Origin of the sequence: Guptibacillus hwajinpoensis, from assembly GCF_001039475.1 — a bacterium.
GTDB lineage: Bacteria > Bacillota > Bacilli > Bacillales > Guptibacillaceae > Guptibacillus > Guptibacillus hwajinpoensis.
Window position 1 is genome coordinate 1,104,303 of sequence record NZ_LELK01000001.1, and the last position, 27,000, is coordinate 1,131,302.

Genomic DNA, 27,000 nt, shown 5'->3' on the forward strand with positions numbered 1-27,000 from the left:
CGCTTTGCCAAACAAGGCAAAGCGTCATTTATCTACTTAATAATGGTTTTTAACTGTTTCAGCACAGCTCGCGCAAAGGGTTGGGTAGTCTGAATGTTCCCCAACATCTTTCTTCACTTGCCAGCAACGTTCACACGTTTCACCTTCAGCAGGTGAAACAAAGATCGCTAGCTCGTCGTACGTTTTCGCTTCACCAGGAGCATCTGCCTTTGTTCCAGCTACGGATGCTGCTGAAACAATGAATAGTTTCTCCAGATTAGCAATACCTTCAAGCAATTCTTTCGTGTCTTGATTTGCATAGATGTGAAGTTGTGCAGTAAGGGACTTACCGATTTTCTTCTCATTACGAGCTTCTTCAAGTGCTTTTAGAACCTCATCACGAAGTTCCATCACGTGATCCCATTTCTGCTCAAGCTCTGATGTCCCTTCAAAGTTTCTAACTTCAGGCATATCAGAAAGCTGCACATATTCTTCCTTTTCTCCAGGAACGAACTGCCATACTTCCTCTGCTGTATGAGGAATAATTGGAGAAAGAAGCTTTGTAAGGGCAACAGCTGTTTGATAAAGAACAGTCTGGATTGCTCGACGCTTAGGATGATCTTCATGTTCGATATAAAGCGTATCCTTCGCAATATCAAGATAGAATGAACTCATTTCTGTTGTAAAGAAGTTATGAATTGTATTGTATACAGTTAAGAATTGATACTCATCATAAGCCTTCTTCACTTTGGCAACTAAGTTATTAAGCTTTACAAGCATATATTGATCAAGTTCACCTAGCTCTTCATAAGCAACTTGATCCTGAGTTGGGTCAAACCCTTCTAGATTTCCAAGCATAAAGCGGAATGTGTTACGAATTTTGCGGTATACTTCAGCAACCTGCTTCAAAATATCATCCGACACGCGAACATCCGCTTGATAATCAGCAGATGATACCCAAAGTCGAAGGATATCTGCACCTAGCTGTTTCATAACATCATTTGGCACCATCGTGTTACCAAGTGACTTACTCATCTTTTTACCTTCTCCGTCAAGGATAAATCCATGACTTAGAACAGCTTTATATGGCGCTTTACCTGTTACAGCCACAGCTGTTGAAAGGGATGAGTTAAACCAACCACGATACTGATCAGATCCTTCAAGATACAAATCAGCTGGACGAGCTAAATCATCACGCTCTTCAAGAACAGCCTGGTGAGAGGACCCGGAGTCAAACCAAACATCCATAATGTCCATTTCTTTACGGAACTCTCCATTCGGGCTGTGCTCTGAAGTAAATCCTTCTGGGAGAAGATCTTTTGCATCCCATTCAAACCAGATGTTAGATCCATGTTTGCGGAACAGTTCAGAAACATGTTCGATCGTTTCATCTGTAATGATTGGTTCATTGTTTTCTCCGTAGAACACTGGGATTGGAACGCCCCATGCACGTTGACGCGAAATGCACCAGTCTTCTCGATCTTTCACCATATTATGAAGACGAATTTCGCCCCATGTTGGGAACCACTTCACATCCGCCACAGCTTGAAGAAGTTCAGGACGGAATTCTTTAATAGAAGCGAACCACTGCTCTGTCGCACGGAAAATAATTGGCTTCTTCGTACGCCAATCATGTGGATACGAGTGTGTGAAGAACGTGAGCTTAACGAGAGCGCCAGCTTCTTCAAGTTTCTCTGTAATTGGCTTATTCGCTTTATCGTAGAACATTCCTTCAAATCCAGGTGCTTCTTCTGTAAATACGCCCTTCTCATCTACAGGACAAAGGATATCAAGCTTGTACTTACGTCCGATCATATAGTCATCTTCACCATGTCCTGGTGCTGTATGCACACATCCTGTACCAGCATCAAGCGTAACATGGTCACCAAGAATTACGAGCGATTCACGATCATACAATGGATGCTGAGCTGTTACATACTCAAGCTCACTACCTTTAACACGCTTAAGCTCATTAACACTGCTCCACTCAAACTCTTCCTTCAATTGATCAACTAGCTCTGTTGCAACAACATACTTGTTTCCATCCGCTTCAACAACGCTGTATTCAAACTTCTCGTTAAGAGCAATAGCAAGGTTTGATGGAATCGTCCACGGTGTTGTTGTCCAGATAATGAATTTCTCGTCACCTTCAAGGACCCCCTTGCCATCTTTCACATCAAATGCAACATAGATAGAAGGAGAGCGCTTATCCTGGTATTCGATTTCAGCTTCTGCTAAAGCAGATTCTGAAGTAGGAGACCAGTATACCGTCTTCTTATCTTTGTAGATATATCCACGCTTAGCCATCTCGCCAAATACTTTAATCTGCTGTGCTTCATACCCTTTGTCAAGCGTAATGTATGGATTATCCCAATCTCCTCTAACGCCAAGACGCTTAAATTGCTCGCGTTGACGATCAACTTGCTTAAGCGCATATTCTTCACATTTCTTTCTGAATTCAGCAACCGTTAATTTCTTACGATCAACGCCTTTTTTGGTTAATGCCTGTTCAATCGGAAGACCATGTGTATCCCATCCTGGTACGTAAGGCGCATTGAAACCGTTCATAGATTTGTAACGCACAATAATGTCTTTCAGAACTTTATTCTCCGCATGTCCCATATGAATATCGCCGTTCGCGTATGGAGGGCCATCGTGGAGGACGAATAAAGGACGATCCTTCGTTCTATCCTGTACTTTTCCATAAAGGTTGATGCTTTCCCATTCTTTCTGCATATCAGGTTCTTTATTCGGTAAATTCCCTCTCATTGGGAATTTCGTTTTTGGCATTAAGAGCGTTTCTTTAAAGCTCATGGCGTTTCCTCCTTCAAATTATAACGATGTGGCTTAAACGATAAGATAAGAAACAAAAAAACCTTCTCGTCCCTAAAAAAGGGACGAGAAGGTTTTTCCCGTGGTACCACCCAACTTAAGCGCATGTTGCGCTCACTTTGCATTCGTAACGTGAATGATCCGCCGGGGCTTACTTATCGTTCAGCACGGGACTCAGGGGCGATCTTCTCTGATTGCTTAACACTAGGCTCCCACCGCCCCTAGCTCGCTTCGTTAAGTAGGAATCAGATACTCTTCCCTTCTTAGTCGATCGTTATTGCTATTAATAAAAGTATAGTGTAAATAAAATTAAGAAGTCAAGGAATTGATAAATAAAATACAAATGCCTTATGCTTTTTCTTCGATTTGTTCCTGCTGCTGCTCTTCTTCTTCATCAAATCGAGCAACTAGCCCGTCCCAATCTTCATTATTCAGCATTTCAAGCTGGGCTTCAACAAGCATACGAAAACGCGTGCGATAAACAGCTGCCTGCTTCTTTAGTTCTTCATTGTCCATGGAAATCTTTCTTGCTTTAGCGAGTGAATCATTGATAATACGATCAGCGTTCTTTTCCGCTTCTTTCACAATCAATCTTGATTCTTTCTTCGCGTTTTGTCTCACTTCTTCAGCCGTTTCCTGTGCTACAAGAATTGATTTATTTAGCGTTTCCTCAAGATTAGAAAAATGCCCAAGTCTTTCTTCAAGAAGCTTGACTCTCTCATTAAGCTCTTTCTTCTCCCTAATCACAGTCTCGTAATCTTTAATTACTTGATCCAAAAATTCATTAACTTCATCTTCATCATAACCGCGGAATCCGCGAGTAAACTCTTTGTTATGAATATCTAATGGTGTTAAAGGCAATTCAGCCACCTCCGATTTACTCTCATTCATATAGCCAACTTAAACGTATTTCGACAATCCGTTAGGATATCCTTTTAATTATGACAAATTATTTTCGTATCTGATAAGTTATTCGCCACTTATCTCGCTTTGTTTTACCGTCAAGTGAAATGATCTTACTTCTCCCAAAGCTTCTAAGAGATAAATAGTCTCCAGCAGCTACTTCTGATGAAGGCTGGCTAATGACTTTCCAATTTAACTTCGCTCGATCATGTTCAATCATAGCGGCCACTTTTGTTCTAGAAAGGTTGTACACTTCAGCGAGCACCGTATCTAATCGAAGACTTGATACGGTTCCTGTTTGTTCTTCCCATTCCGCTTCATTAATACGTAAAGTAGATAAATCGATTTCCTCAGGTGAGATAGAAGCTTTTCCTGCTTGAGTTAAATTCATTTTCACGAAATCCGCTATCTCTTTTGCGACGATTAATTGAGCGGTACTATCTTGGACGATAATGTCACCGAATTTATCACGTTTTAACCCAAGTCCCATCATAGCACCAAGTAAATCCGGGTGAGAGAGGGAAACAAACTTAGCTGGATATGTAATTTCAAATGCGGTCAACTCAAAATCATCAGGCGAAACCTCTATGTATGGTGGAGTGAGTAGCGCGCGCTTTCGCTCTGTGCCATCCACCCCTCCTGAGAAAGATACTCCAACATCAGGATGATTCCCTATAATTTGTTTAATCATATCCTGCTCTCGTGGATCGAGAAAATCCGTCAGTTTAGGTACATATCTTTCGTGTACTTCATCTTGCCATTGCAAGACACGGTCAACAAACGTCCGTTCTTCCGGACGAAAATGATCATAGATCGACATCAGCCTATCATACTAAAGAGAGCTATAATACCATATTGAACAAATTGCAGTGCAAAAATCGCAACGATTGGAGAAATGTCCAACATGCCACCAATTGGCGGAATAAACTTACGAAAAGGTGCGAGATACGGTTCTGCAATAGAAGCGATCATCTGACCGATCGAAGACTCTCTAGCATTTGGGATCCAAGACATGAAAATATAAATAATGAGGATCCATGTATAAATTTGTACTGCTGAAACTAAGATTGAAGCAATGTTCAAATCGTTCACCATCCTTTATGTCTAATCTTCATAAATTTCATCGGTAATATTACCAGATATCTCTACGTTATCCGGTGTACACAAAAACGTATCCGGACCAAGTTTCTGAATATCGCCACCAACAGCATAAACGGTACCGCTTAGAAAATCCACAATTCTTCTGGCTTGATCGTTTGGAATGCGCTGGAGATTCATAACCACGGACTTTCGATTTTTGACGTGATCGGCAATATCCTGAGCTTCAGCATACACTCTTGGTTCAACCAGTACAACTCTTGAGTTCTTTTGAATGCTTTGCAGGCTCACAACATTTTGCTTGTTCTGCTTACGATTCGTCCTGCTTAATTCACTAGGTTCCTCTTCTTCAACATATTCATCTTGCTCATATTGCTCACCTAAATCTATCGTTTCATCATCAAGTTCAAAGAACTGTTTGAATTTCGTTTTGATTCCCAATTCCCTGCACCTCCTGGCAAGCTTATTTTATTTCTCATTACCTACTAGTGATGACCCTATTCGTACAAACGTAGCACCTTCTTCAACCGCAATCTCATAGTCGTTAGACATTCCCATCGAAAGTTCTGTACATGGAGCATGAGCAATGGATAGGTCTTGAACAGTCTCGCTAAGGGTTCGAAGCGTTTTAAACACGTTACGAATTTCCTCGCTGTCTTCCGTGTTTGGCGCCATAGCCATTAACCCAACTACTTTAATCATAGGGAAATCTTTTAAAGCCTCTATAAAAGGAATTGTTTCATTAGGAGACAAGCCATGCTTTGATTCTTCACCAGAAACGTTCACCTGTACGAAACAGCTGATTTCACGATTTGCTCTTTTTTGAATTTCCTTTGCAAGTGAACGGCGATCCAGAGAATGGATGTAATCAACATAGTCAATAATCTCTTTCACTTTACGAGATTGGAGCGTACCAATGAAATGCCATGAAGGATCAGTTCCTATTGCATTTACTTTCTCTAATAGACCTTCATCTCGGCTTTCACCGAAGTTTGACACTCCTGCATCCAACGCTTCCTTTGTCCGTTCAATACTTACATACTTGGTCACTGCAATCACATTCACATTTGTTGATTGACGTGATGATCGTTCACAAGCTTCGTTAATATTACGTGTAATCGTTTCTAAATTCTCTCTTACATTCACGTTAATGCTATACCTCCTCAAGTCCTATGTATCCCATCATTCTACCAGTTTTGCCGTTCTCACTGCGATGTGAGAAAAACAAATTGCTGCAGCTTGTACAATATTGACTTACCGCAATGTGGTTTTGTTTAATGCCAGACTTCAGAAGAAGATCTTTATTAACCTCTTTTAAATCAAGCTGATATTTACCGTTTGCTTTCTCTTCAAAAAGTCCATTTGAGTTCTTAGTTACTTTCCTGACCTCATTGATTACACCTTCGTCTACCTCATAGCAACATTTCCCTATTGAAGGTCCAATTGCAACTTGAATATCTTCTTTCTTAATACCATCCTTATTCCAGACAGTAATCATCTCTCCTGCAATATTCTTCGTCGTACCTTTCCACCCTGCGTGGGCTATTCCCACTCTTCCTGCTTCTTTAGCATAGAAGTATAGAGGCACACAGTCTGCATATAGCGCTGTTAGGAGAAGGTCTTTTTCATCTGTATATAATCCATCTACAAGGCTAATCGCATCTTCATGAGTTCTCGTACCTCGACCTTTTTCGTTTGATGTCACTTTTGCAAGTGCTGAACCATGAATTTGTTCACCAACAGCCCATTGATCGAGAGGTATTCCTACATCTTCTGCAAGCTTATTTCGGTTTGCTAGTACATCTTTGGCTAGATCTGGTACATGAAAGCCTAGATTCAAGCTAGAAAACGGAGCAAGGCTAACTCCGTTTCTACGGGTTGTAAAACCTGCTTTTAGATTACTACCCCGGTTAGCTTGATCTGCAAACTGAAGTGCCAGTGATGTTAAAGCAGTTGTCTGTTGGAACGGTTCTTTCACTACAATTACACCCCTTTAATACCTGAACAAGTTTATACCCTATTTTATCATAATATGTTGAAGCAAAGGGGTATAGATTGTTAGATCTTTCCTCTCTTATGATTCTTTTTGGTACGGTTCACCATCTGACGTATCTTGATGCCTGACCAAAATCACATCAGAACCAATTTTCACAATGTTGCGCCACGGGATAACAACGTCGCTTTCCCGTGCGAATAAGCCCATCATCTTTCCGGGTCCAGGAATCACAATCGCTTCTATTTTTCCAGTCGTTAAGTTGATTTCTAAATCAGCGATGTGCCCAAGTTTTCTTCCATTCGATACGTTCACAACATCTTTTACTTGAAACTCTGATATTTTTATCATCGCGCACCCACCCTTCATCTCATTATATGAAAAGTAGGCAAAAGAAAAGACCTGTTTCACAGGTCTCATTCTAACTTTGAATATTTTTGTTCATTTGATGAATAGCTGCTTTTTCAAGACGGGACACTTGCGCTTGCGAAATGCCAATCTCATCTGCTACTTCCATCTGCGTTTTCCCTTGGAAGAATCTCATTTGAAGAATCATGTTCTCTCGTTGATTTAACCGCGTCATTGCTTCTTTTAACGCAATATCCTCAAGCCACTGAATATCTTTTTGTTTATCGTCACTGATTTGGTCCATTACAAAAATAGGATCGCCCCCATCATTGTAAATAGGTTCGAATAGTGAAACTGGATCCTGAATCGCATCGAGTGCAAACACAACTTCTTCTTTTGTTACACCCAACTCTTTTGCTATCTCCGTTGGGTTTGGTTCTCGAGAATTCTTCGTCATCAATTTATCTCTGATCTGGAGAGACTTATATGCGATATCGCGTAGCGATCGAGAAACTCTAATCGGATTATTATCACGCAAATATCGTCTGATTTCGCCGATAATCATCGGCACCGCATAAGTAGAGAATTTCACGTTTTGCCCTAAATCAAAGTTATCTATGGATTTCATCAGGCCAATACAACCAACCTGAAAAAGGTCATCCACATATTCTCCTCGATTGTTAAACCGCTGAATGACGCTTAGAACAAGGCGTAAATTGCCGTTCACAAGTTCTTCACGTGCAGAGATATCCCCTTCCTGCATCTGTCTAAAAAGAATCCTCATCTTCTCATTTTTCAGAACTGGAAGTTTGGATGTATCTACTCCACAAATCTCAACTTTGTTTCGTGTCAACTCATTCCCTCCTCATCGGAGATGCTGTCAAAGTAAAGTATCTCCGCGAGTGGGAATTTTATGCATATGTCATGTTAGAATGCTTACACCATTTTGTTGAATTCTTTCCGAAGCCTTTTAATAATTCGTTTTTCAAGTCTTGAAATATAGGATTGGGAAATGCCAAGTAAATCTGCAACATCTTTTTGTGTTTTCTCCTCTTCACCCGCTAAACCAAACCTTAGCTCCATGATTTGTTTTTCGCGAGCATTGAGCGTTTCAAGTGCTTTTACAAGGAGACGTCGATCCACACGTGCTTCAATCCCTCTTGTAATAATATCTTCATCTGTCCCAAGTACATCGGATAACAACAGCTCGTTGCCATCCCAATCAACATTTAGCGGTTCATCAAATGACACCTCTGATCGGATTTTATTATTTCTCCGGAGAAACATAAGAATCTCATTCTCTATACACCTTGAAGCATAGGTCGCGAGCTTGATTTTCTTTTCAGGATTAAAGGTGTTAACTGCTTTAATTAAACCGATTGTTCCGATACTAATCAAATCCTCAATATTGATTCCTGTATTCTCAAACTTTCTTGCAATGTAAACAACAAGGCGAAGATTTCTTTCGATTAAGATTGATCTTGCAGCCTTATCGCCTTTTGGTAGTTGAATTAATAAATGTGCCTCTTCATCTTTCGAGAGAGGAGGAGGGAGCGCTTCGCTTCCTCCTATGTAATAAATTTCGTCTGGCTTAATGCCAAGCTTCATTAACAAACGTTGCCACAAAAGTACTAGTTTAATCCTCATTTTCCCCATCCAGAATTCCTCCCTGATTGTCTTTTTTTACTCCTAAGACGCAGTGGCTTTATGTCCTGTCAACATTTTCGGATGAAGGATACAGCTATATTCTTTTTCGCCAGAAATAGTGTGAAAACTCAGCCCAACAAGAACCTTCTTTACAGTTATGGCACCATCGTCCATTGAAATAACGACTTCATCCGGCTTTATGGCACATAAGAATTGATGATCTTGTCCGACAGCTCTGAAAGGAACGATTCTTAGTCTATGTTCCCATTTATCTACCTCTCCTTCTTCTTGAAAGTCGGTGACGTTCTTTGCCTTTTCAATAAAAGTTGTTGGAAAATGTTCGGCGTGAACTGTCATATCTAGAATCATCACTGGAGAACCACTCAAAGGATCTTGGAGTTGGTTTCCACTATCAATGAGTGCAACCGCTGAAATTGTATGGTCATCAATATGAATGACCACATTAGCTAATTGATCGTAATGAATCTTGGTTGTTTCGAGCGTATCAACTCTCCTTTTTGAGAACCACCAGATTGATGGAAACCCAATTAGTACAAAAAGCCAGCTCACCGGATCTCCAAATCCTGTTCCTTGTGTAGCTACAGCACCGTTGTAGACCGTTACATCTTGTTGCAGAAAATAATGGGCACCCATCATTCCTCCGCCAATCATAAACGTTACAAAATAAAACAGTAGCCAGCATTGAAAAAAACTGCGAAATCTGTTGAAACCGAATGTTACACTTACAATCACAAGAGAATACAACAATTTAATTATAGGATTTACCATGAATGTAAGAACTGGGATGAACAGAAACAATACATAAAAGGAAGCAATAAGAGCACCGATTGCAAGTCGTCTTTTCCTAACTTGTCGCTTCAAGAATAAAGCCGTTAGTGCAAGTAGCATGTAATCAAAGCAAAAATTCAATAGCCAGATTACATCCAAATATACTGCCACCGGTTGCCTCCCCCCTTGCGATTTTGATTCTTAGTATAGACTACATTGCATTGAAAAACTGTCAGATTGTGCTGTTTTGACTGAGGTTATTTTGCATAAATATAACTAGTTTTGTCACCCTTCACTTTCTAACCCAAACAAAAGCCGTCCACGTTTGGACGGCTTCTTAACTATTGATTTGAAAAGCACGATTGGATCGTTCAACTCCGCTTAGAGCGGGTAATAGAACTTCACATCGATACATAGGAAATGCCTCTTCCATTTTCAGACGAAGTTGCTGCGATGTTCCTACTCTTGTAAACACAATTAAAGTCGGTCCAGCACCACTCAAGGCTACCCCAAACGCTCCATGTTGTGTTGCGTAATTCCTTACATAAGCTAAATCAGGGACAAGGTTCTTTCGATACGGTTCATGAAAACGATCGTATTTCATTAATTTACCAGCAAGATCCCAATTGTTCTGTAAAGCCGCTGCCACGAAGACATTTGCAATGCTACTCGCTTCAACAGCTTCTTGATGTGGTAAGACATTCGGAAGTACAGAACGAGAATCCGTTGTTTTTAATTTATGGCTAGGAATAAGGGCAATCATTTCTAAGTTCTCAACGGTATTTGAAATCGTCCCTAATTCTCTTATTCCTGAAGCAATAACAAGCCCGCCATAAAGAGAAGCTGCAACATTGTCCGCGTGTCCCTCGAACTCTGTTGCAATATGAACCTTCTCATCAAGACTTAACCCTAACTCCATCGCGTAGTCCGCAATCTCAACCGCCGCTACAATCGCTGCAGCACTGCTTCCTAATCCTCTCTCAAGAGGAAGCTCACTTTCCATCGTAACAGTATGTGGCTTCGCATAACGACCATTGCCGTACTTCTCTTCAATATACTCAATCGCCTGGTAGATCATATTTTCTTTACCAGCAGGAAACGTTTCGTCAAATTCAATGTAATGGAACGACCAATCCGATGACGGTTCAAGCTGAACATGAAGGTATCGATCGATAGCAAGACCTATTGAATCAAATCCCGGTCCTAGATTTGATGTGCTGCCCGGGATTTTTAAATGAATTCGTTCTTCCTGACTCAATGGCTAACACATCCCTTTAACTCTTCCATAAACTTTTCTTTGTCTGCTTCTACAACGCGAGGTTTCACCAATACGTTATCCATCGCTGTTGATGGATCTTTTAGTCCATTGCCAGTTAAGACAGCAACAACGCTGCTTCCCTTTTCAATTTCACCTGATGCCACCTGTTTCATTACGCCAGCAACTGATGCACATGAAGCGGGTTCAGCAAAAACACCCTCTTTTTTTGCGAGTTCCTGATAGGCATCAAGAATTTCCTCATCTGTTACAAAATCCATTTTCCCTTGTGACTCAAGAACCGCTTCTTCAGCTAGATGCCAACTTGCAGGATTACCAATGCGAATAGCAGTAGCAACCGTTTCAGGGTTAGGGATAATTCTATTTTGTACAATGGCTGCAGAACCTTCTGCTTCAAATCCACGCATTTGCGGTCGTTTTCCATCGTTTACATACTCCTTAAATCCTTTCCAATAAGCTGAAATATTCCCTGCATTGCCGACAGGAATTGCCAGCACATCTGGTGCTTTTCCAAGCTGATCACACACTTCAAATGCTGCTGTCTTCTGCCCTTCAAGGCGATAGGGGTTCACAGAATTCACAAGTGCAATTGGTTCAGTTTCTGCAATATTCCGAACCATCCTAAGCGCTTCATCAAAGTTTCCGTCAATTTCAAAGATTTCTGCACCGTATATCATAGCCTGAGCAAGCTTTCCTAGCGCTACTTTTCCTTTTGGAATGACGATGATACACCTAAGACCTGCTCTTGCCCCGTAGGCAGCTGCAGCTGCGGCTGTGTTTCCTGTTGAGGCACAGATGATGGCATCACTCCCATCCTCTTTCGCCTTTGCTACAGCCATCACCATCCCTCTATCTTTGAACGAACCAGTTGGGTTTGCTCCTTCAATCTTCACGTACAAAGAAATACCGAGCTCTTGAGAGAGTTGATCTAATTTCAACAGAGGGGTATTTCCCTCGTTTAAACTTAGCCCTGGTGTGTTTTCACTTATTGGTAAGTAGTCCTTGTATTGCTTCAGGAGCCCATTCCAGCTATTCATTACATTCCCTCCACTCGGTAGCGACTTTTCACTTCTACAACAACATCAAGATCTCTCAATCGATTATGAACATCTTCAAAAGCTTTCTGATTAGTTTCATGTGTGATGATCACTAATTCAGCTGTTCCATTGTTCACAACAGGCTCCTGAATAAGCTTCTCTAGACTCAACCCACGATCTTGGAAAAGATGTGAAATCTTTGAAAAAGCACCTGGTTCATCTTTAACAATCAATCTAATAAAATGTTTGCTCTTGATCTCTTCATCTTCTTTCAACTTACGTTCATGTTGAGGTAGGATGACGCTCTTCCCATTTACGCCAAGTCTCATATTCTTAATAACAGCTACAAGGTCAGATACGACGGCAGTTGCTGTTGGGAGCTGTCCTGCACCAGGACCATAAAACATCGTCTCACCGACAGCCTCTCCGTAAACATAAACCGCGTTGTATTCATCGTTAACGGCTGCTAGTGGATGTCGTGATGGTAGTAATGTCGGTTGAACCGATAACTCAATTGATCCATTTGTAGAGCTCGCAATTCCCAGTAGTTTAATTGTGTACCCTAGTTTTTTACTATAGGCAATATCATCTTCATCAACGCGTGTAATGCCTTCTACTTTTACATCATCTAGGCCAACTTTCATGGAAAAACCAAGCGTGCCGAGAATAACCATTTTTCTAGCTGCATCTAGACCTTCTACATCAGCTGTTGGATCTGCTTCTGCAAAGCCAAGATCCTGCGCTTCCTTCAATACACTTTCATAAGGTACGTTATTTTTTGTCATTTTAGTAAGAATATAATTTGTTGTTCCGTTTACGATTCCCATAAGCTTCGTAATACGATCAGACGATAAGCCTTCTACTAAACTTCTAAGAATCGGGATACCACCGGCTACACTAGCTTCATAGAATAGGTCGCTCTCATTCTCAACAGCCGCTGTTAACAATTCTCTTCCGTGAATCGCCATTAAATCTTTATTAGCTGTTACTACATGTTTCTGATTATTGAGTGAAGCAAGAATGAATTCCTTAGCCTGATCAATTCCTCCAATAACCTCAATGACAACATCAACGTCAGGGTTGTTAATCACATCATCAGGATTTTGCGTTAGTACACTGTCATCTAGATCAACGTTACGTTCCTTATCCATGTCTCTTACTAGAACTTTTGCTACTTTAACCTGACAACCGACACGTTGCTGCAATTCCTTCTGGTGGGAATCAATCATATGTACCACACCGCTTCCAACTGTTCCTAGTCCTAACAATCCAACTGATACGCAATCCTTCATATATTCTCCACTCCTTTTGTCCTTCTGGTGAGGACACTTGTTTTTATATAATGGACATTATACGTGTGATAGGCGAGGAACACAACACCGTTTTCAGAAAAAAAGAAATTTATTTTCTTTTTTCGTGGTTCTTTTCGTAAATATTGTTGCTATAGTGGTTAATCTCCGCTCCAGGATGCTCGCTTTCCGCGGGGCGGGCGGTGAGCCTCCTTCCGCTCCAATCCCTTAGTGTGGTTTTTTTCAATAGTTGTTTCAAAAGCAACAATCACTTAGAAAAGAGCCTTTTGAAACGAGACTTTTGCAAATACAAATAAAAAACCAGCTCTAATAAAGAGCTGGTTTACTGGTTTATCTTCTATTGCGTTTACGATTACGTAGGAATGTTGGAATATCCAACGTTTCATTCGACTCATCTACACGAGAACCGAATTTAGATGGTTCTGGCTGTACTTCTTCTTCTTCTTGCTTAGATTGCTGAATCGGAGCACTTTGCTTCGATTGAGAAGAAGGACGAGGCGCTGTTTTCTTTTTATTTTCACTTTCATCAAATCCTGTAGCAATGACAGTAACAAGAATTTCATCTTTCAAATCTTCATTGATAACAGAACCGAAGATCATGTTCACATTCTCATCTGATGCAGATGAAACGATATCTGCTGCTTCATTCACTTCATAAAGACTGAGGTTAGATCCTCCAGTAATGTTCATAAGAACACCTTTTGCACCATCAATTGAAGTTTCGAGTAAAGGACTTGAGATCGCTTTTTTAGCTGCCTCAGAAGCACGATTCTCTCCTGTTGCAATACCGATACCCATTAATGCAGAACCACGTTCAGTCATAATGGTTTTAACATCGGCGAAGTCAAGGTTGATAAGACCTGGTACTGCAATCAAATCTGAGATACCCTGGACACCTTGGCGAAGAACGTTATCCGCTTCGCGGAACGCTTCAAGCATAGGTGTGTTTTTGTCGACGATTTCAAGCAAGCGATCGTTAGGAATAACAATCAAGGTATCTACTTTTTCTTTAAGCATTGCAATACCCGTAACTGCTTGCGTTGAACGCTTTTTACCTTCAAACGTAAATGGACGTGTAACTACGCCAACTGTAAGCGCTCCAAGTTCTTTGGCAATTTCAGCAATAACAGGAGCTGCTCCAGTTCCAGTTCCGCCTCCCATACCTGCTGTTACAAAGACCATATCTGCACCGCTTAGTGCTTCTTGGATCTGTTCTTTGCTTTCTTCAGCTGCTTTCTTACCAATCTCTGGATTAGCTCCAGCTCCAAGACCTCTTGTTAATTTACCACCAATTTGCATTTTCACTTCAGCTTTTGCAAGGTTTAATGCTTGTGCATCCGTATTAACAGCGATGAATTCTACACCTTGTACACCATTTTCAATCATTCGATTAACGGCGTTGCTTCCGCCACCGCCAACACCGATTACTTTTATTTGCGCTAATTGCTCCATATTCATGTCAAACTCTAACATCTTAGGTCCTCCTAATCTTGTAATAGCCCTTTATTCAACAAATAGATTAAAGAAATTCTTCACTTTCTCTTTCATGCCTGGTGAAGATTTCTCACCTGGTTGAGGTTCGGCTTTTGTTCTACGCTTGGGCTTCACTTCATCTTCAGGGTTAAGCGATGCTGCTACTTCTTTACCCTGAATTTTCACATTTTTATACGTGAATTGGATAAGACCAATGCCTGTTGTGTATTGCGGTTCGCGTACGCCGATATAGTCAGGGACAGCAACGCGTACATTGTGCTGCAGAATATCACGTGCAAGCTCTAGTACACCATCCATTCCAACCATACCTCCGGTTAGAACAAAACCGCCTGGCAGTTCACGAATTCCCATTCGCTTAATTTCGTCTTCTATCAATTCTAACATCTCTTCAAGCCGAGGTTCTATAATATGAGCTAATTCGTACTGATTAAATTCCTGCTCAGCAGAACTCCCTATAGTCGATACTGTAAAAGCTTCCTCTTCTGAAGCAAGATCAACGAAGGCGTTGCCGTGCTTAATCTTAATTCGCTCGGCTTCTTCAGTCGTTGTTCTTAGACCAATTGATATATCTTTTGTTACATGGTCGCCACCAATTTGTAGAACGGATGTAGCTTTCAATGAGCCTTCTTCAAAGATTGAAATAGTTGTAGAACCAGCTCCCATGTTAACAAGAGCCACACCAAGATTACGTTCATCCTTGGAAAGGGCCATTGCTCCACACGCAAGCGGTTGAAGACAAATATCAGCAATCTCAAGCCCCGCTTTTTCAACGCATCTTAACAGATTATGTAATACCGTCTTGGAACCAGTAATGATTGTTCCTTCCATTTCAAGGCGAACGCCAATCATGCCACGTGGATCTGTTATGTCATCTAAGCCATCGACAACGAACTGTCCTGGAATTACATCAATAATTTCTCGCTCAGGAGGAATAGAAACAACTTGTGCTGCGTCAATTACTCTAGCAATATCCTCATCGTGAATTTCACGATCATCACTCGATACAGCGACTACCCCATGACAAGGCTGAAGCTGAACATGATTACCATTAATTCCTACGATGACAGAACGAACGGATAACCCTACCATTCTCTCTGCGTTTTCTACTGCCTGTTTAATTGAACGAACAGTTTCATCTATATCCACGATCGATCCTTTGCGAATTCCATCTGAAGGCGCACTGCCGACTCCTAGTATATTCAATGAATCGTTTGTCATCTGGCCAATGATTACTTTCACATTGGATGTACCGATGTCTAGACTCACATATATCTCATTGCTGTTCATTCTCCTGGCACCTCCTTCAAAATACTACCATATACAGGTATTTTTATTTTCTCTATATTAGGGTTGAAAAAATGCCCAACACCTTTATATACACAACAACCAACAGAATTAAACTTCCTCAAGGTTGAATTATTTATCTCCCGGGAAGAATGTGATATAAGGACTCTATTCCACAAATGCGTTTATTTCCCTTCTTTTGTACAGGATTTTCTTTTACTTCTAATCTTATATCATTTCAATCTCTCATTCTAGTTCAACAAAATAAAAAGAAGCACGTAAATAACAGTCTACACCATGTGATTGCAGTATAAAAGTCACTGTATCAATAATTGGTTAGTTTTTTTCAAATTCTGTCTTATATTAATGGTTTTCTGCACTTTACACTATAAAATGACCTGCTTATAACCGTTCGTTAAAAAAGTTTATTCCTTGTCCATTCATCAAAAGACAATTTAACATTTCTTATGATTCTGGCTTTTCTTCTACCTTTACTTCTTCATATGGTTCAAGCCAGCTACCTTCGTTCAAGTACAGAATTCCTTTTGGCTTATCTTTTAATTTGTTCACAATGAGCGGATAACTGTTAACTTTCTCGGAAAAAGTGGTAATACTTGTTCTCACTTCATACCCATCGGTCATATATAACGTCAGGTTAAACGCTTTTGTGTCATCTGGAGTATAGTGAATTTCAGAAATCCGATTAATAACACTCATCTTGACTTTCCTAAGCTCACCAGCCATATCTGAGAGCTCTGTGCTTTCGTTCCATTGCATAAGGATAGGCGCGCTTACAGGCGTATCTCCTTTTGGTAATGCTTCAAGGATGGAACCAGTTTGTAAAATTGGGAAGTACTTGCTTCCCTTTTTCAGGTAAGCTACCCGTTCATTCTCTGTAACTTCGATAAGCACAGTAGCAGGAAATTTCCTTGAAACTTTCGCATCTGAAATTTCTTTGGATTTCTCGACGCTTTCAGCAATCTTCTTTGTGTTTATATTCCAGAAGCTAATGCTTTCGTCCACTCCGCTTAACTTCTGTATTTCTTCTTGTGGAACATAATTATTCCCTGACACGTCAACATTCCGAATATGACTTAAGGAAGATTGGAAATAAATGATCAGCAAAATGAGAAAGAAAAAGATTGATAGATAGACAATCAGCCTTCTATTCGCACGCTGCTTACGCTGTGCTTTTAATGTAGGAATCCGATCTTCAATTGTGACAACTTTGCGATCTTCCATTGTCTTGCCTCCGTCTCCGGTTAGTAAACTATTGACTCTTTTACGAGCAAAAAACGCCCATCATGGCAACCGAACGGCATGATAAACCTCATAATAGTCATTTCACATATTATAGCACATTTACGGGACTTATTATCCACACGATAGAAATTCATACCATATAATTATTTGCTTCCAATTTCATAATGGAAACCTTTGGTACGATCTTTTAGAAGCGGTGATTCGTTCCCATTTATTATCACAAAATAATTGTCACATTTGTATTGGGTTTAGGTCAAAAAAAAGAGCGCTTTTCGTAGACATTGTTGCTATTAGAGTGGGTTAATTTCCGCTTTGGGTTGCTCGCTTTCCGCGGGGCGGGCGGTGACCACCTTCCGCTCCAATTTGCTAAGTGTGGTTTTTCATATAAAAATTCTTATAAAAGTAACAATCTTTTAGAAAGAGCCTTTAGAAAAAAGCAAAAAAAGAGCGCTTTTGCTTACAAAAGGGCTCTTCACTCTACTCATATACAATTTCTACTTCTGTTTGAAGATCAATATCATACCGATTTTTCACAGTCTTTTTCACCAAGTTAATTAGGGCCAAAACATCGTCTGCTTTTGCTCCACCAACATTAACGATAAAATTGCCATGCATGTTCGAAATTTGTGCACCTCCGATTTGGTGCCCTTTCAATCCCGATTGTTCGACTAACTTGCCCGCATGATTCGGTAGAGGGTTTCGAAACACGCTTCCACAGCAGGGCTCTTTCCATGGCTGGGTATCTGATCGATAGTCTTTATTCTTGTTCATTTCTGCAATGATGGAATCTTTGTTTCCCTTCTTCAAGTCAAAGATGGCTACTACAACGATTCCAGACCTTTGCTGAAGTATAGAAGTCCGATAGGAGAATTCCATTTCTTCATTAGTAAGCCATTCCAAACGTCCATCCTTAAACAACACTAACGCTTTAGTTAAGATGTCTGAAATTTCCGAACCATGAGCTCCAGCATTCATGTAGACAGCACCGCCAACTGAACCCGGAATGCCACCTGCAAATTCAAAACCAGACAATCCCTCTTTACTGATGAATGCAACTAGCTTAATGAGAGAATGACCTCCCGCAACTCGAAGTTCAGTTCCATTGAGTTCTAGGTCGTCCATGCCTTTTCCAAGCTTAATGACGACTCCATCTATCCCTTTATCACTTACTAGCAAGTTAGATCCGCGTCCAATCGCACGCCATTTTACATCATGTTCGTAAATCGCCTTCATTATTTTCCTCAGCGATTTAGTGTTCTTTGGTTCAATTAGTAAATCAGCTGGTCCACCGATTCGAATGGTCGTATGTTTGGACATCGGTTCGTTTACACGAATTCTGCCAACATCTTCTTTTCGTAACGTTTCTGCTAACCGTGTTAATTTACTCATTATGACCTCCTAACATCCGAACATCGTTAAAACTTAGCATATCGACTGATATTTAGAAGCACACCCATTGCGACAAGCATTAGTGTTAATGATGAACCGCCATAACTAAGGAAAGGAAGCGTAATGCCTGTAACAGGCATTAGTCCTGTTACAACCCCAATATTAATCATAACTTGGATAGCCAGCATTCCAATGATTCCTACTGCTAGGAGACTTCCAAATAAGTCAGGAGCTCTAAGGGCAATCCTAATCCCTCTCCATAGAAGAAGAGAGAATAAAAGAATTACGAATGTCCCGCCAATAAACCCTAGTTCTTCTGATAAAATTGCAAAAATAAAATCAGTTTGTGGTTCAGGTAAATAGTAGAATTTCTGTCGACTCTGCCCTAAGCCAAGTCCCATCAGACCCCCAGGTCCAATAGCATAGAGAGATTGAATAATTTGAAATCCACTTCCAAGCGGATCGCTCCAAGGATCTAAATACGATGTGATTCTCGCAATACGATAGGGAGCTGATAAAATCAATCCAGCAAAACCAGCTAGACCGATCATTCCAAGCCATACAAAGTGAGATATCCTTGCACCAGATATGAAAATCATCATCACACATGTTCCGACCATCACTGCGCCTGTTCCAAGATCTGGTTGGAGCATAATCATCGCAAACGCGATGAAGACAATACCAAGAGATGGGACTAACCCTTTCTTGAAAGAAGTAATTCGCTTTTGATTTTCAGAAAGATATTTAGCAAGGAACGCAATCATTGCAAGTTTTGTAAATTCAGAAGGTTGAATCGAAAACGCACCAACACCAAGCCAGCTTCTAGCTCCTCCTCGAACAAGTCCTATACCAGGTATAAGAACAAGAACTAGAAGAATAAAACAGATAAGCACCCCTACTTTAGACCATGTTCTCCATGTCCAATACTCCACGTTCATAACGAAGAACATAGCTACAATACCAATACCAGCAAAAAGAAGCTGTCTTTTTGCGAAGAAAAAGGCATCGTCAAATTTATAGGATGCCCAAACAGCGCTGGCACTGTATACCATAATTAATCCAATTGCTAACAGAACAAGCGTAGCAGTTAAAAAAACGAGGTCTGGCGTTGATTTTGTTTTCGGCAATAGACCCACACTCCGTTATCGTCGATTTTACCTAACCGTTAGAACCGGATAAGCAAGACAACCTCTCATTAGAGTCTATGCATTGCCTCAATAAAGATGTCTCCACGCTCTTCAAACGTCTTAAACTGATCCCAGCTAGCACACGCTGGAGAAAGGAGGACTACATCTCCGGTTTCGGAAAGATCGTAAGCTGTTGCAACAGCTTTTTCTACATTATCGACAACTGTAACAGAATTCAGTCCTGCCATTGATGCTGTATCTTTTAATTTATGAGCAGTTTGTCCAAACGTAATTAAATGTTTAACCTTTGATTGGAAATATGGAATAAGATCATCAAATCCATTTCCACGATCAAGTCCACCCGCAAGCAAAATAACAGGCTCATCAAATGAATCTAACGCTTTTTTCGTTGCAATTGAATTGGTTGCTTTTGAATCATTAAAGAACTTACGACCGCTTACTTCACCGACGAATTGAAGACGATGCTTCACACCATGAAAATTCGTAAGTTCACTGTGGATTTTCTCATTAGACACACCTGACAATTTAGCAACTGCAACTGCCGCAAGCGTATTTTCGATATTCTGTTTCATCGAAAGATCTGCAACCTTAATGATGTTCTCTTCTTTAAATACAACCCAACCATCAAGAATACCAACGCCATGTTCGAGATTTTTCGTAGTAGAAAATGGAATCAGTGTAGCTTCAGATGCTTCGGCAAACGATGAGACCAGGTCATCATCCGCATTGTAAACTGCATAATCGTATGCTGTCTGATTAGCGAATATCCGTGCCTTCGCTTGCGCATATGCATCTTTAGATCCGTGATAATCAAGATGTGCTTCATAGATATTTAGAAGAACAGAAATATGAGGATGAAAATGAATTGTTCCCTGTAACTGAAAACTTGATAGTTCTGTAACGAGCGTCTGGTTAGGTGTTGCATCTGCAGCTACTTCGCACACAACAGTGCCAATATTACCAGCTACAATAGGATTTAATGACGTTCCACTTAACAATTCTCCAATTAGAGTCGTGGTTGTTGTCTTGCCGTTTGATCCTGTAATTGCAATAAAAGGTGCTTCAGAAATCTCACCTGCGATTTCAACTTCTGTAACGATTGGAATGTTACGTTTCTCAGCTTCAACTAGCAACTCATTGTGATATGGAATTCCAGGATTTTTTACGATTAAATCGATTCCATTCAATAGTTCAAGCGGGTGTCCTCCACCTACAACCGTAAAGCCAGCTTCTTGCAGCTCAATTGCTTTAGGATTGTTTGCTACTTCTTCTCGATCATTGACAGTTACATTCGCTCCCATAGACTTTAGTAACTTTGCTGCTGCAAAGCCACTTTTTGCGATTCCCATGATTAATACAGATTTGTTTACATAGTTTACCTTTTTCATTACATCCACACCTCAAGATAAATTCCAAATGTTGCACACAATAACCCTACTGTCCAAAATGTAGCGACAACGCGCCATTCAGTCCATCCAGATAATTCATAGTGGTGATGAAGAGGGCTCATCTTAAATACACGTTTACCTGTTGATTTGAACGAAGCAACCTGAATAATAACTGACAGCGTTTCAATGACGAACACGCCCCCAATAATGACGAGAAGAAGTTCTAATTTCGTCATAATGGCTACAGCAGCAAGTGCGCCACCTAGAGCAAGCGAACCTGTATCACCCATAAACACTTTAGCTGGATGTGCATTAAAGACAAGAAAGCCAAGAACTGCACCTACAACACTTACTGAGAAAATCGCAACATCATACATATAAGCAGTTGCAGCGAGGATAGCAAAAGCACCAAATGCAATGGCCGCTGTACCTGCAACTAAGCCGTCTAATCCGTCAGTTAAGTTAACAGCATTCGATGCCCCAACGAGCATGACAAAGAGCAAGATAATATACCCGATACCAATGTCAAAGCTCCATTCTGTTCCAGGAACACGAATCGCTGTATCGAAGCCAACTGTTCTTAATCCAAAATAGACAAGAATTGCAATCAGTACCTGACCAAGTAATTTCTGCTTGGATGTTAACCCAAGATTTCGTTTCTTTACAACTTTAATAAAGTCATCCAAAAATCCAATAAGTCCGTAACCCACCGTTACAAATAATAGTAACCAAATTTGCATCGATATTTCGTCATACTTAAGAGCAATAATAACTGTTCCTAGGATGATCGAAAGCAAAATAATAAGTCCGCCCATCGTTGGTGTACCGGATTTTTTCTGATGGGATTTAGGCCCTTCTTCTCTTATGCTTTGGCCGAATTTAAGTCTTCTTAAAAACGGGATAAATACCGGTGATACTAGCACCGCTATAATAAATGATGTTAATAAACTAAAAATCAATAAACGTTCAATCAATGTACTGCCTCCTTAAGATTAATTCCCTAGTGCCTTTATTATGGTTTCAAGGCCAAGTCCTCTTGACGCTTTCAATAAAACAGCCGTCCTGTCGTCAAGCTTGCCTTTTAAATAGGATGTAGCTTCATCTTTGCTTATAAAGGAAACAGCTGGCACTTGTTGTGCTTTATCTTCTACTAATCCATCATAAATCCACTTTGCTTTTTCACCGACGGTAATAACTTCAGTAATTGGCGCTTTTACAGCTGAAGCGATATCTCGGTGAAGAGCTTCTTCCTCATTACCAAGTTCATACATGTCACCTAATACTGCTATTTTTTGGTCAAATCCTTCTAGCTCGACTAACGTTTCAATAGCCGCTTTCATGGAAGTTGGACTTGCATTATATGCATCATTAATAATCAAAGCTCCAGAAGGTAAACGATCTTGTTCTAATCTCATCCCAGTAAGAGTTAAGTTAGACAATGCTTTATGAATCTCGCTTTCAGATACATTAAGTTTTCTGGCAGCTGCAATACTGTAGATAGCGTTTTTAATATTATGTTTGCCTAATAAATTGATTTCGAACGGAGAATCTTCATTTTTCAAGGTGAATGTATAACCGTTCTCTCTTTTTTCAACTTTATCAATTTGGAGCTCATTCGTTGCGCTATACCCACAGGCTAACGTGTTCTTATAAACAGGTTCTAGTAATGGCTCATCACCATCAATCACAAGCAACCCGTCAGTTTTAAGTCCTTCAGCAATTTCCATTTTGGCTTTCGCTATATTTTCTCTACTCCCGAGCTGAAGTAAATGAGATTCACCGATATTTGTAATGACAGCCACGTCAGGATTAGCAATAGACGTTAGTAATGAAATCTCTCCAGCAGAACTCATCCCCATTTCTAGAATAAGAACATCTGTCCCTTCAGGCATAGCAAGAACAGTCATTGGAAGGCCCCAATGGTTATTTAAGTTCCCTTGCGTTTTATAGGTTTGATACTTTGGGCTTAAAACAGCTTCTAGCATATCCTTCACTGTTGTCTTCCCATTACTCCCAGTAACTCCGATCACATATGGTTTCTGCTCTTTAAGGACCTGTTTAGCAAGTTTCTGCAAACCAACTGTCGTATCCTCTACCTTATAGACTTGAATTCTTCCTTCAAGATCCTTAGGAAATGGTTTGCTTTTCTCCCAAAGCGTTCCTGTTGCCCCGTTTTCAATGGCACTGTCAATAAAGCGATGTCCATCAAATACTTCGCCTACGATTGGTACAAATAATTTATTTGTACAATCCTTTCTAGTATCTGTTGCAACACCTTCAAAGACCAGTTCATGATCAACTGGTCCCTGACTAATTTCGTTAACTAATGTTGCTTTAAAGTTCATGATTTACGCTCCTTTATAGCTTGTCGTGCTGTCGTCCGATCATCAAAATCAAGCACTTGGTCTCCAATAATTTGGTAAGTTTCATGACCTTTACCAGCAATTAAGACAACATCACCTTTATTTGCATGTCTGATTGCATAATGGATTGCTTCAGACCGATCGGTAATACGCACATACTCCCCTTCAATGCCTTCTACCATATCATCTAGTATTCGATCTGGGTCCTCACTTCTTGGATTATCTGAAGTAAGAACAGCCGTGTCAGCTAGTTTAGAAGCAATTTTTGCCATAAGAGGTCTTTTCGTGCGATCACGATCTCCACCGCAACCTACAACAGCAAAAACTTTACCAACAGCCATTTCTTTAACGGTCACAAGTACATTCTCTAAGCTATCTGGCGTATGAGCATAGTCAACAATGACAGGATAATCTTGTCCTTCATCAACAAGTTCGAAGCGACCAGGAACCCCATCAATGGCTTCAAGATTTTCTAGGATGCGATCAAGTGACAATCCATTTGCAAGACATGCAGAAATGGCAGCAAGTGCATTATAGACACTGAATTTACCAGTTAGTTTTAACTTCACTTCACGCTCATCATCAGGAGTAGTCAAGCGGAATCTTGTCCCATTAGCAGAAAAAGAGATATCACCGGCTTGAATGTCAGCTTCTTTGTCAATTCCATATCTCAATATATAGGCAGAAGTCATCTTCTCATAAGTACTAGAAGCTTCATCGTCAGCATTCAAAATCGCTACCTTTTTTCTTCCTGTATCATATGTATTACCTAATTGTGAAAAAAGAAGACCTTTCGCTAGGCGATACTCTTCCATTGTCCCATGATAATCAAGATGATCCTGCGTTAGATTCGTAAACACTGCAATATCGTAGTCGCACCCTCTAACACGTCCAAGAGTTAATGCATGAGAGGACACTTCCATTACCGCTGTTTCGACGTGCTGATCACGCATTCTCGCAAACTGCTTCTGAAGCAGCAATGGTTCTGGGGTTGTATTCTTTGTCTCAAATTCCTCATCGCCAATTTTCATATTAATCGTACCAATTAAGCCTGTCTTTTGAGATTCATTTCTGTGAATCCGTTCAATCAAATGCGACACAGTTGTCTTACCATTCGTACCTGTTACGCCGATGAGTGAGAACGACTTCGTCGGATTTTGATAATAAAGGTTCGCAAGTTCAGCGAGTGCGCGATGAGCATCATGAACGACAATAACTGGTACTGTCACATTCAGCTCTCTCTCAGAAACGAGTGCAACAGCACCTTTTTGCACAGCTTGTTCAGCAAAATCATGTCCATCAACTGTATAGCCTGGGATACAAACAAAAAGACTACCATCCTTAACGGCTCTGCTGTCACTTTCAATTGAAAGTATATCTGGGTTTCCTTTACCATCTTGCGTATATGTAAATAATGCACGAAGAAGATCGTTTAGTTTCATTTCTTTCAAACCTTTCTAGTTGCCTGACTTATTTTCAGAAAACAAGCCAAGAGCATATGCCTTGGCTTGTTCAATACTTATTGTACTCACAGGATGTCTATTTGTCACCCATATAAAGCCGAATTTCTGAACCTGAAGGTAATTTCACTCCAGGATCAGGTGCTTGTGCCACAACTGTATTTCCTTCACCGCTTGAATCGATCTTCAAATTGTACATCGCTTGACTAATTTCTTTTGTTGTCATACCAACTAAATCAGGCATTTCAATCATTTCTTCATCAAGCCATGTTTTTTCTTTCTCAATCTGGTCTTCCCTTTTCTCAACACCCATAACCGTTAAACTATCATGGATAATATTACCTACAATTGGAGCAGCTACAATACCACCAAACTGCAGCGTATCTTTCGGGTTATCAATGGCGACATATACTACAATTTGAGGATCATCAGCCGGCGCAAAACCAATAAATGATACGATATGGTTATTTTTTAGATACGCTCCATCTTTAGCTTTTTGAGCTGTTCCAGTTTTCCCACCTACACGGTAGCCGTCCACATACGCATTTTTACCTGTACCTAAAGCCACTACTGTTTCAAGCGCATGTCTAACCTCTTCAGATGTTTCTTTGGATATAACTTGTCGTTTCGCTTTAGGCGTATTCTTACTTACTACGGCTCCCGTTTCTGGATCCAACCACTCTTTAGCAATATAAGGTTCATACAACGTTCCGCCGTTAACTGCAGCAGACACCGCTGTAACTTGCTGAATAGGTGTTACTGAAACCCCCTGCCCAAATGCAGTAGTAGCAAGTTCCAATGGACCAACGTTATCAACATCAAACAAGATCCCGCTCGCTTCACCTTGAAGGTCGATCCCTGTTTTTTCTCCAAATCCAAACTTATGAATATAAGAGAATAGTTTTTCTTTCCCAAGACGCTCACCAAGCATAACAAACCCAGGGTTGCATGAATTTTGAACGCCTTCTAGGAAACTTTGGCTACCGTGTCCGCCTGATTTCCAGCATCTTAATTTTGTGCCAGCGACTTCAATGCTACCAGGATCATGGAAGTGATCTTCTTCTAGATCCACTTCATTCTCTTCTAGAGCAGCAGCTAGAGTGATGATCTTGAAAGTAGAGCCCGGTTCATATGTACTCCAAACCGGTTTATTCTGATTCCACACATCTGGAGATACATCTTGAAACTCTTCAGGATTAAAATTAGGTCGAGAAGACATGCCTAATATTTCACCTGTCTTTGGGTCCATCGCTACAGCCACTGCTCCATCCGGATGATAAGTAGCTTCAGCAATATCAAGCTCTCTCTCGATGATTGTTTCAATTCTAGAGTCTACTGTTAAGCGGAGATCAAGTCCATCAATAGGCTCGGTATAATCATCCGCGAGGGCAGGCATTCGTTTCCCTTTTGCATCAGCATAATATTCCACCTGGCCTTTCTCTCCACTCAACTCGTCATCATAATATGATTCGATTCCAGTAAGTCCCTGATTGTCAATTCCACTAAAGCCTAATACGTGAGATAAATAAGCCCCATAAGGATAATGACGTTTATTGTCCTCAGCAATATAAACACCCGATAAATTCAACTTACGGATTTCATTAGCCTTTTCGTTCGTCATTTTCTTTCCCTCTGGTCGAATCCAAACCATCGATTCCGATTTCGTAATGGTTTTGTACACTTTTTCTTTGCTGGTGTTCAAGGAAGCCGCAAGTGCTTCAGCAGTTGCGGCTGGGTTTTGTACCTGCCTTGGAACAATTAAAACGGATGGCGCACTAATATTCGTTGCAAGAGGAACGTCATTTCGGTCTAGGATCTCACCGCGATTTGGTTCGAAAGGTATGTTTCTACTCCACGAATCTTTAGCTTTCTCACTCAACCAATTTCCCATAACAAGCTGCACGTACCCGAGTCTAACAGCCACAACACCAAAAACAAATAATCCAACTACAAGTACAAGAACGAGTCTCCTTCGGACAGTGACATTGGAAACGCGCAT

At 40.6% G+C, this 27,000-nt stretch carries 24 protein-coding genes and 1 other annotated feature; all 24 genes read right to left on the reverse strand.

Annotated elements, in window-relative coordinates; all coding sequences use genetic code 11:
* Window positions 1-36: 36 nt before the first annotated feature.
* Entirely contained in the window at window positions 37-2,793 is a 2,757-nt protein-coding gene (gene ileS / locus AB986_RS05595; RefSeq protein ID WP_048309866.1) for an isoleucine--tRNA ligase, read from the reverse strand.
* 76 nt (window positions 2,794-2,869) lie between these two features.
* Window positions 2,870-3,085 (reverse strand) — a binding site (T-box leader).
* Between the two features lie 74 nt (window positions 3,086-3,159).
* The gene (locus AB986_RS05600) at window positions 3,160-3,672 is read right to left on the reverse strand and encodes a DivIVA domain-containing protein (RefSeq protein ID WP_048309868.1); all 513 of its coding nucleotides are present in this window, start codon (window positions 3,670-3,672) and stop codon (window positions 3,160-3,162) included.
* Between the two features lie 88 nt (window positions 3,673-3,760).
* Window positions 3,761-4,534: a YlmH family RNA-binding protein gene (locus AB986_RS05605; protein WP_048309870.1), complete on the reverse strand. Its 774-nt coding sequence runs from the start codon at window positions 4,532-4,534 to the stop codon at window positions 3,761-3,763.
* Complete coding sequence (locus tag AB986_RS05610) at window positions 4,534-4,809, reverse strand: YggT family protein (protein ID WP_048309871.1); 276 nt, start codon at window positions 4,807-4,809, stop codon at window positions 4,534-4,536. The genes AB986_RS05605 and AB986_RS05610 overlap by 1 nt, the downstream gene beginning before the upstream one ends.
* Before the next feature lie 9 nt (window positions 4,810-4,818).
* On the reverse strand, window positions 4,819-5,253 hold the full coding sequence (locus AB986_RS05615) for a cell division protein SepF (protein ID WP_048309873.1): 435 nt from the start codon (window positions 5,251-5,253) through the stop codon (window positions 4,819-4,821).
* 27 nt (window positions 5,254-5,280) lie between these two features.
* Window positions 5,281-5,958, reverse strand: coding sequence for a YggS family pyridoxal phosphate-dependent enzyme (locus AB986_RS05620; protein ID WP_048309875.1), 678 nt, complete (start codon window positions 5,956-5,958; stop codon window positions 5,281-5,283).
* Window positions 5,959-5,965: 7 nt separating this feature from the next.
* Window positions 5,966-6,790 carry a peptidoglycan editing factor PgeF gene (gene pgeF, locus AB986_RS05625; RefSeq protein WP_048309877.1) on the reverse strand — a complete coding sequence of 275 codons (825 nt, stop codon included), beginning with the start codon at window positions 6,788-6,790 and terminating at the stop codon, window positions 5,966-5,968.
* Between the two features lie 96 nt (window positions 6,791-6,886).
* The gene (locus AB986_RS05630; protein WP_048309878.1) at window positions 6,887-7,156 is read right to left on the reverse strand and encodes a YlmC/YmxH family sporulation protein; all 270 of its coding nucleotides are present in this window, start codon (window positions 7,154-7,156) and stop codon (window positions 6,887-6,889) included.
* A gap of 70 nt (window positions 7,157-7,226) precedes the next feature.
* Window positions 7,227-8,006, reverse strand: coding sequence for an RNA polymerase sporulation sigma factor SigG (gene sigG / locus AB986_RS05635; RefSeq protein ID WP_048309880.1), 780 nt, complete (start codon window positions 8,004-8,006; stop codon window positions 7,227-7,229).
* Window positions 8,007-8,089: 83 nt separating this feature from the next.
* A complete protein-coding gene (gene sigE, locus AB986_RS05640; RefSeq protein ID WP_048309882.1) occupies window positions 8,090-8,809 on the reverse strand; it encodes an RNA polymerase sporulation sigma factor SigE in 720 nt (239 codons plus the stop codon).
* A 33-nt stretch (window positions 8,810-8,842) separates the two neighbouring features.
* A complete protein-coding gene (gene spoIIGA, locus AB986_RS05645; RefSeq protein WP_048309883.1) occupies window positions 8,843-9,760 on the reverse strand; it encodes a sigma-E processing peptidase SpoIIGA in 918 nt (305 codons plus the stop codon).
* Between the two features lie 166 nt (window positions 9,761-9,926).
* The gene (gene thrB, locus AB986_RS05650; RefSeq protein WP_048309884.1) at window positions 9,927-10,847 is read right to left on the reverse strand and encodes a homoserine kinase; all 921 of its coding nucleotides are present in this window, start codon (window positions 10,845-10,847) and stop codon (window positions 9,927-9,929) included.
* Window positions 10,844-11,902 (reverse strand): threonine synthase, encoded by a 1,059-nt coding sequence (gene thrC / locus AB986_RS05655; protein ID WP_048309885.1) that lies wholly within the window; start codon window positions 11,900-11,902, stop codon window positions 10,844-10,846. Before thrC ends, thrB begins: the two co-directional genes overlap by 4 nt.
* Entirely contained in the window at window positions 11,902-13,194 is a 1,293-nt protein-coding gene (locus tag AB986_RS05660; protein WP_048309886.1) for a homoserine dehydrogenase, read from the reverse strand. The genes thrC and AB986_RS05660 overlap by 1 nt, the downstream gene beginning before the upstream one ends.
* A 348-nt stretch (window positions 13,195-13,542) precedes the next feature.
* Window positions 13,543-14,685, reverse strand: coding sequence for a cell division protein FtsZ (gene ftsZ / locus AB986_RS05665; protein ID WP_048309887.1), 1,143 nt, complete (start codon window positions 14,683-14,685; stop codon window positions 13,543-13,545).
* A gap of 30 nt (window positions 14,686-14,715) precedes the next feature.
* The gene (gene ftsA, locus AB986_RS05670; RefSeq protein ID WP_048309888.1) at window positions 14,716-15,993 is read right to left on the reverse strand and encodes a cell division protein FtsA; all 1,278 of its coding nucleotides are present in this window, start codon (window positions 15,991-15,993) and stop codon (window positions 14,716-14,718) included.
* Between the two features lie 462 nt (window positions 15,994-16,455).
* Window positions 16,456-17,232 carry a cell division protein FtsQ/DivIB gene (locus tag AB986_RS05675; protein WP_048309889.1) on the reverse strand — a complete coding sequence of 259 codons (777 nt, stop codon included), beginning with the start codon at window positions 17,230-17,232 and terminating at the stop codon, window positions 16,456-16,458.
* Window positions 17,233-17,730: 498 nt separating this feature from the next.
* Window positions 17,731-18,642 carry a UDP-N-acetylmuramate dehydrogenase gene (gene murB / locus AB986_RS05680; RefSeq protein WP_048309890.1) on the reverse strand — a complete coding sequence of 304 codons (912 nt, stop codon included), beginning with the start codon at window positions 18,640-18,642 and terminating at the stop codon, window positions 17,731-17,733.
* A gap of 26 nt (window positions 18,643-18,668) precedes the next feature.
* Window positions 18,669-19,769, reverse strand: a complete 1,101-nt coding sequence (gene spoVE, locus AB986_RS05685) for a stage V sporulation protein E (RefSeq protein ID WP_048309891.1) — start codon at window positions 19,767-19,769, stop codon at window positions 18,669-18,671.
* 68 nt (window positions 19,770-19,837) lie between these two features.
* On the reverse strand, window positions 19,838-21,178 hold the full coding sequence (gene murD / locus AB986_RS05690) for a UDP-N-acetylmuramoyl-L-alanine--D-glutamate ligase (protein ID WP_048309892.1): 1,341 nt from the start codon (window positions 21,176-21,178) through the stop codon (window positions 19,838-19,840).
* Window positions 21,178-22,152 (reverse strand): phospho-N-acetylmuramoyl-pentapeptide-transferase, encoded by a 975-nt coding sequence (gene mraY, locus AB986_RS05695; protein WP_048309893.1) that lies wholly within the window; start codon window positions 22,150-22,152, stop codon window positions 21,178-21,180. The genes murD and mraY overlap by 1 nt, the downstream gene beginning before the upstream one ends.
* Window positions 22,153-22,170: 18 nt before the next feature.
* The gene (locus AB986_RS05700) at window positions 22,171-23,523 is read right to left on the reverse strand and encodes a UDP-N-acetylmuramoyl-tripeptide--D-alanyl-D-alanine ligase (RefSeq protein WP_053216046.1); all 1,353 of its coding nucleotides are present in this window, start codon (window positions 23,521-23,523) and stop codon (window positions 22,171-22,173) included.
* On the reverse strand, window positions 23,520-24,983 hold the full coding sequence (locus AB986_RS05705) for a UDP-N-acetylmuramoyl-L-alanyl-D-glutamate--2,6-diaminopimelate ligase (protein WP_048309894.1): 1,464 nt from the start codon (window positions 24,981-24,983) through the stop codon (window positions 23,520-23,522). The genes AB986_RS05700 and AB986_RS05705 overlap by 4 nt, the downstream gene beginning before the upstream one ends.
* A 97-nt stretch (window positions 24,984-25,080) precedes the next feature.
* On the reverse strand, window positions 25,081-27,000 hold the full coding sequence (locus tag AB986_RS05710; RefSeq protein ID WP_048309895.1) for a stage V sporulation protein D: 1,920 nt from the start codon (window positions 26,998-27,000) through the stop codon (window positions 25,081-25,083).

Excerpts from the sequence above, each read along its gene's own strand:
- murD (WP_048309892.1), bottom strand. The coding sequence starts at position 21,178 with ATGAAAAAGGTAAACTATGTAAACAAATCTGTATTAATCATGGGAATC.
- AB986_RS05675 (WP_048309889.1), bottom strand. The coding sequence starts at position 17,232 with ATGGAAGATCGCAAAGTTGTCACAATTGAAGATCGGATTCCTACATTA.
- AB986_RS05610 (WP_048309871.1), bottom strand. The coding sequence starts at position 4,809 with ATGGTGAACGATTTGAACATTGCTTCAATCTTAGTTTCAGCAGTACAA.
- AB986_RS05705 (WP_048309894.1), bottom strand. The coding sequence starts at position 24,983 with ATGAAACTAAACGATCTTCTTCGTGCATTATTTACATATACGCAAGAT.
- AB986_RS05700 (WP_053216046.1), bottom strand. The coding sequence starts at position 23,523 with ATGAACTTTAAAGCAACATTAGTTAACGAAATTAGTCAGGGACCAGTT.
- AB986_RS05710 (WP_048309895.1), bottom strand. The coding sequence starts at position 27,000 with ATGCGCGTTTCCAATGTCACTGTCCGAAGGAGACTCGTTCTTGTACTT.
- thrC (WP_048309885.1), bottom strand. The coding sequence starts at position 11,902 with ATGAATAGCTGGAATGGGCTCCTGAAGCAATACAAGGACTACTTACCA.
- AB986_RS05660 (WP_048309886.1), bottom strand. The coding sequence starts at position 13,194 with ATGAAGGATTGCGTATCAGTTGGATTGTTAGGACTAGGAACAGTTGGA.
- ftsA (WP_048309888.1), bottom strand. The coding sequence starts at position 15,993 with ATGAACAGCAATGAGATATATGTGAGTCTAGACATCGGTACATCCAAT.
- AB986_RS05605 (WP_048309870.1), bottom strand. The coding sequence starts at position 4,534 with ATGTCGATCTATGATCATTTTCGTCCGGAAGAACGGACGTTTGTTGAC.
- ileS (WP_048309866.1), bottom strand. The coding sequence starts at position 2,793 with ATGAGCTTTAAAGAAACGCTCTTAATGCCAAAAACGAAATTCCCAATG.
- AB986_RS05630 (WP_048309878.1), bottom strand. The coding sequence starts at position 7,156 with ATGATAAAAATATCAGAGTTTCAAGTAAAAGATGTTGTGAACGTATCG.
- sigE (WP_048309882.1), bottom strand. The coding sequence starts at position 8,809 with ATGGGGAAAATGAGGATTAAACTAGTACTTTTGTGGCAACGTTTGTTA.
- murB (WP_048309890.1), bottom strand. The coding sequence starts at position 18,642 with ATGAGTAAATTAACACGGTTAGCAGAAACGTTACGAAAAGAAGATGTT.
- ftsZ (WP_048309887.1), bottom strand. The coding sequence starts at position 14,685 with ATGTTAGAGTTTGACATGAATATGGAGCAATTAGCGCAAATAAAAGTA.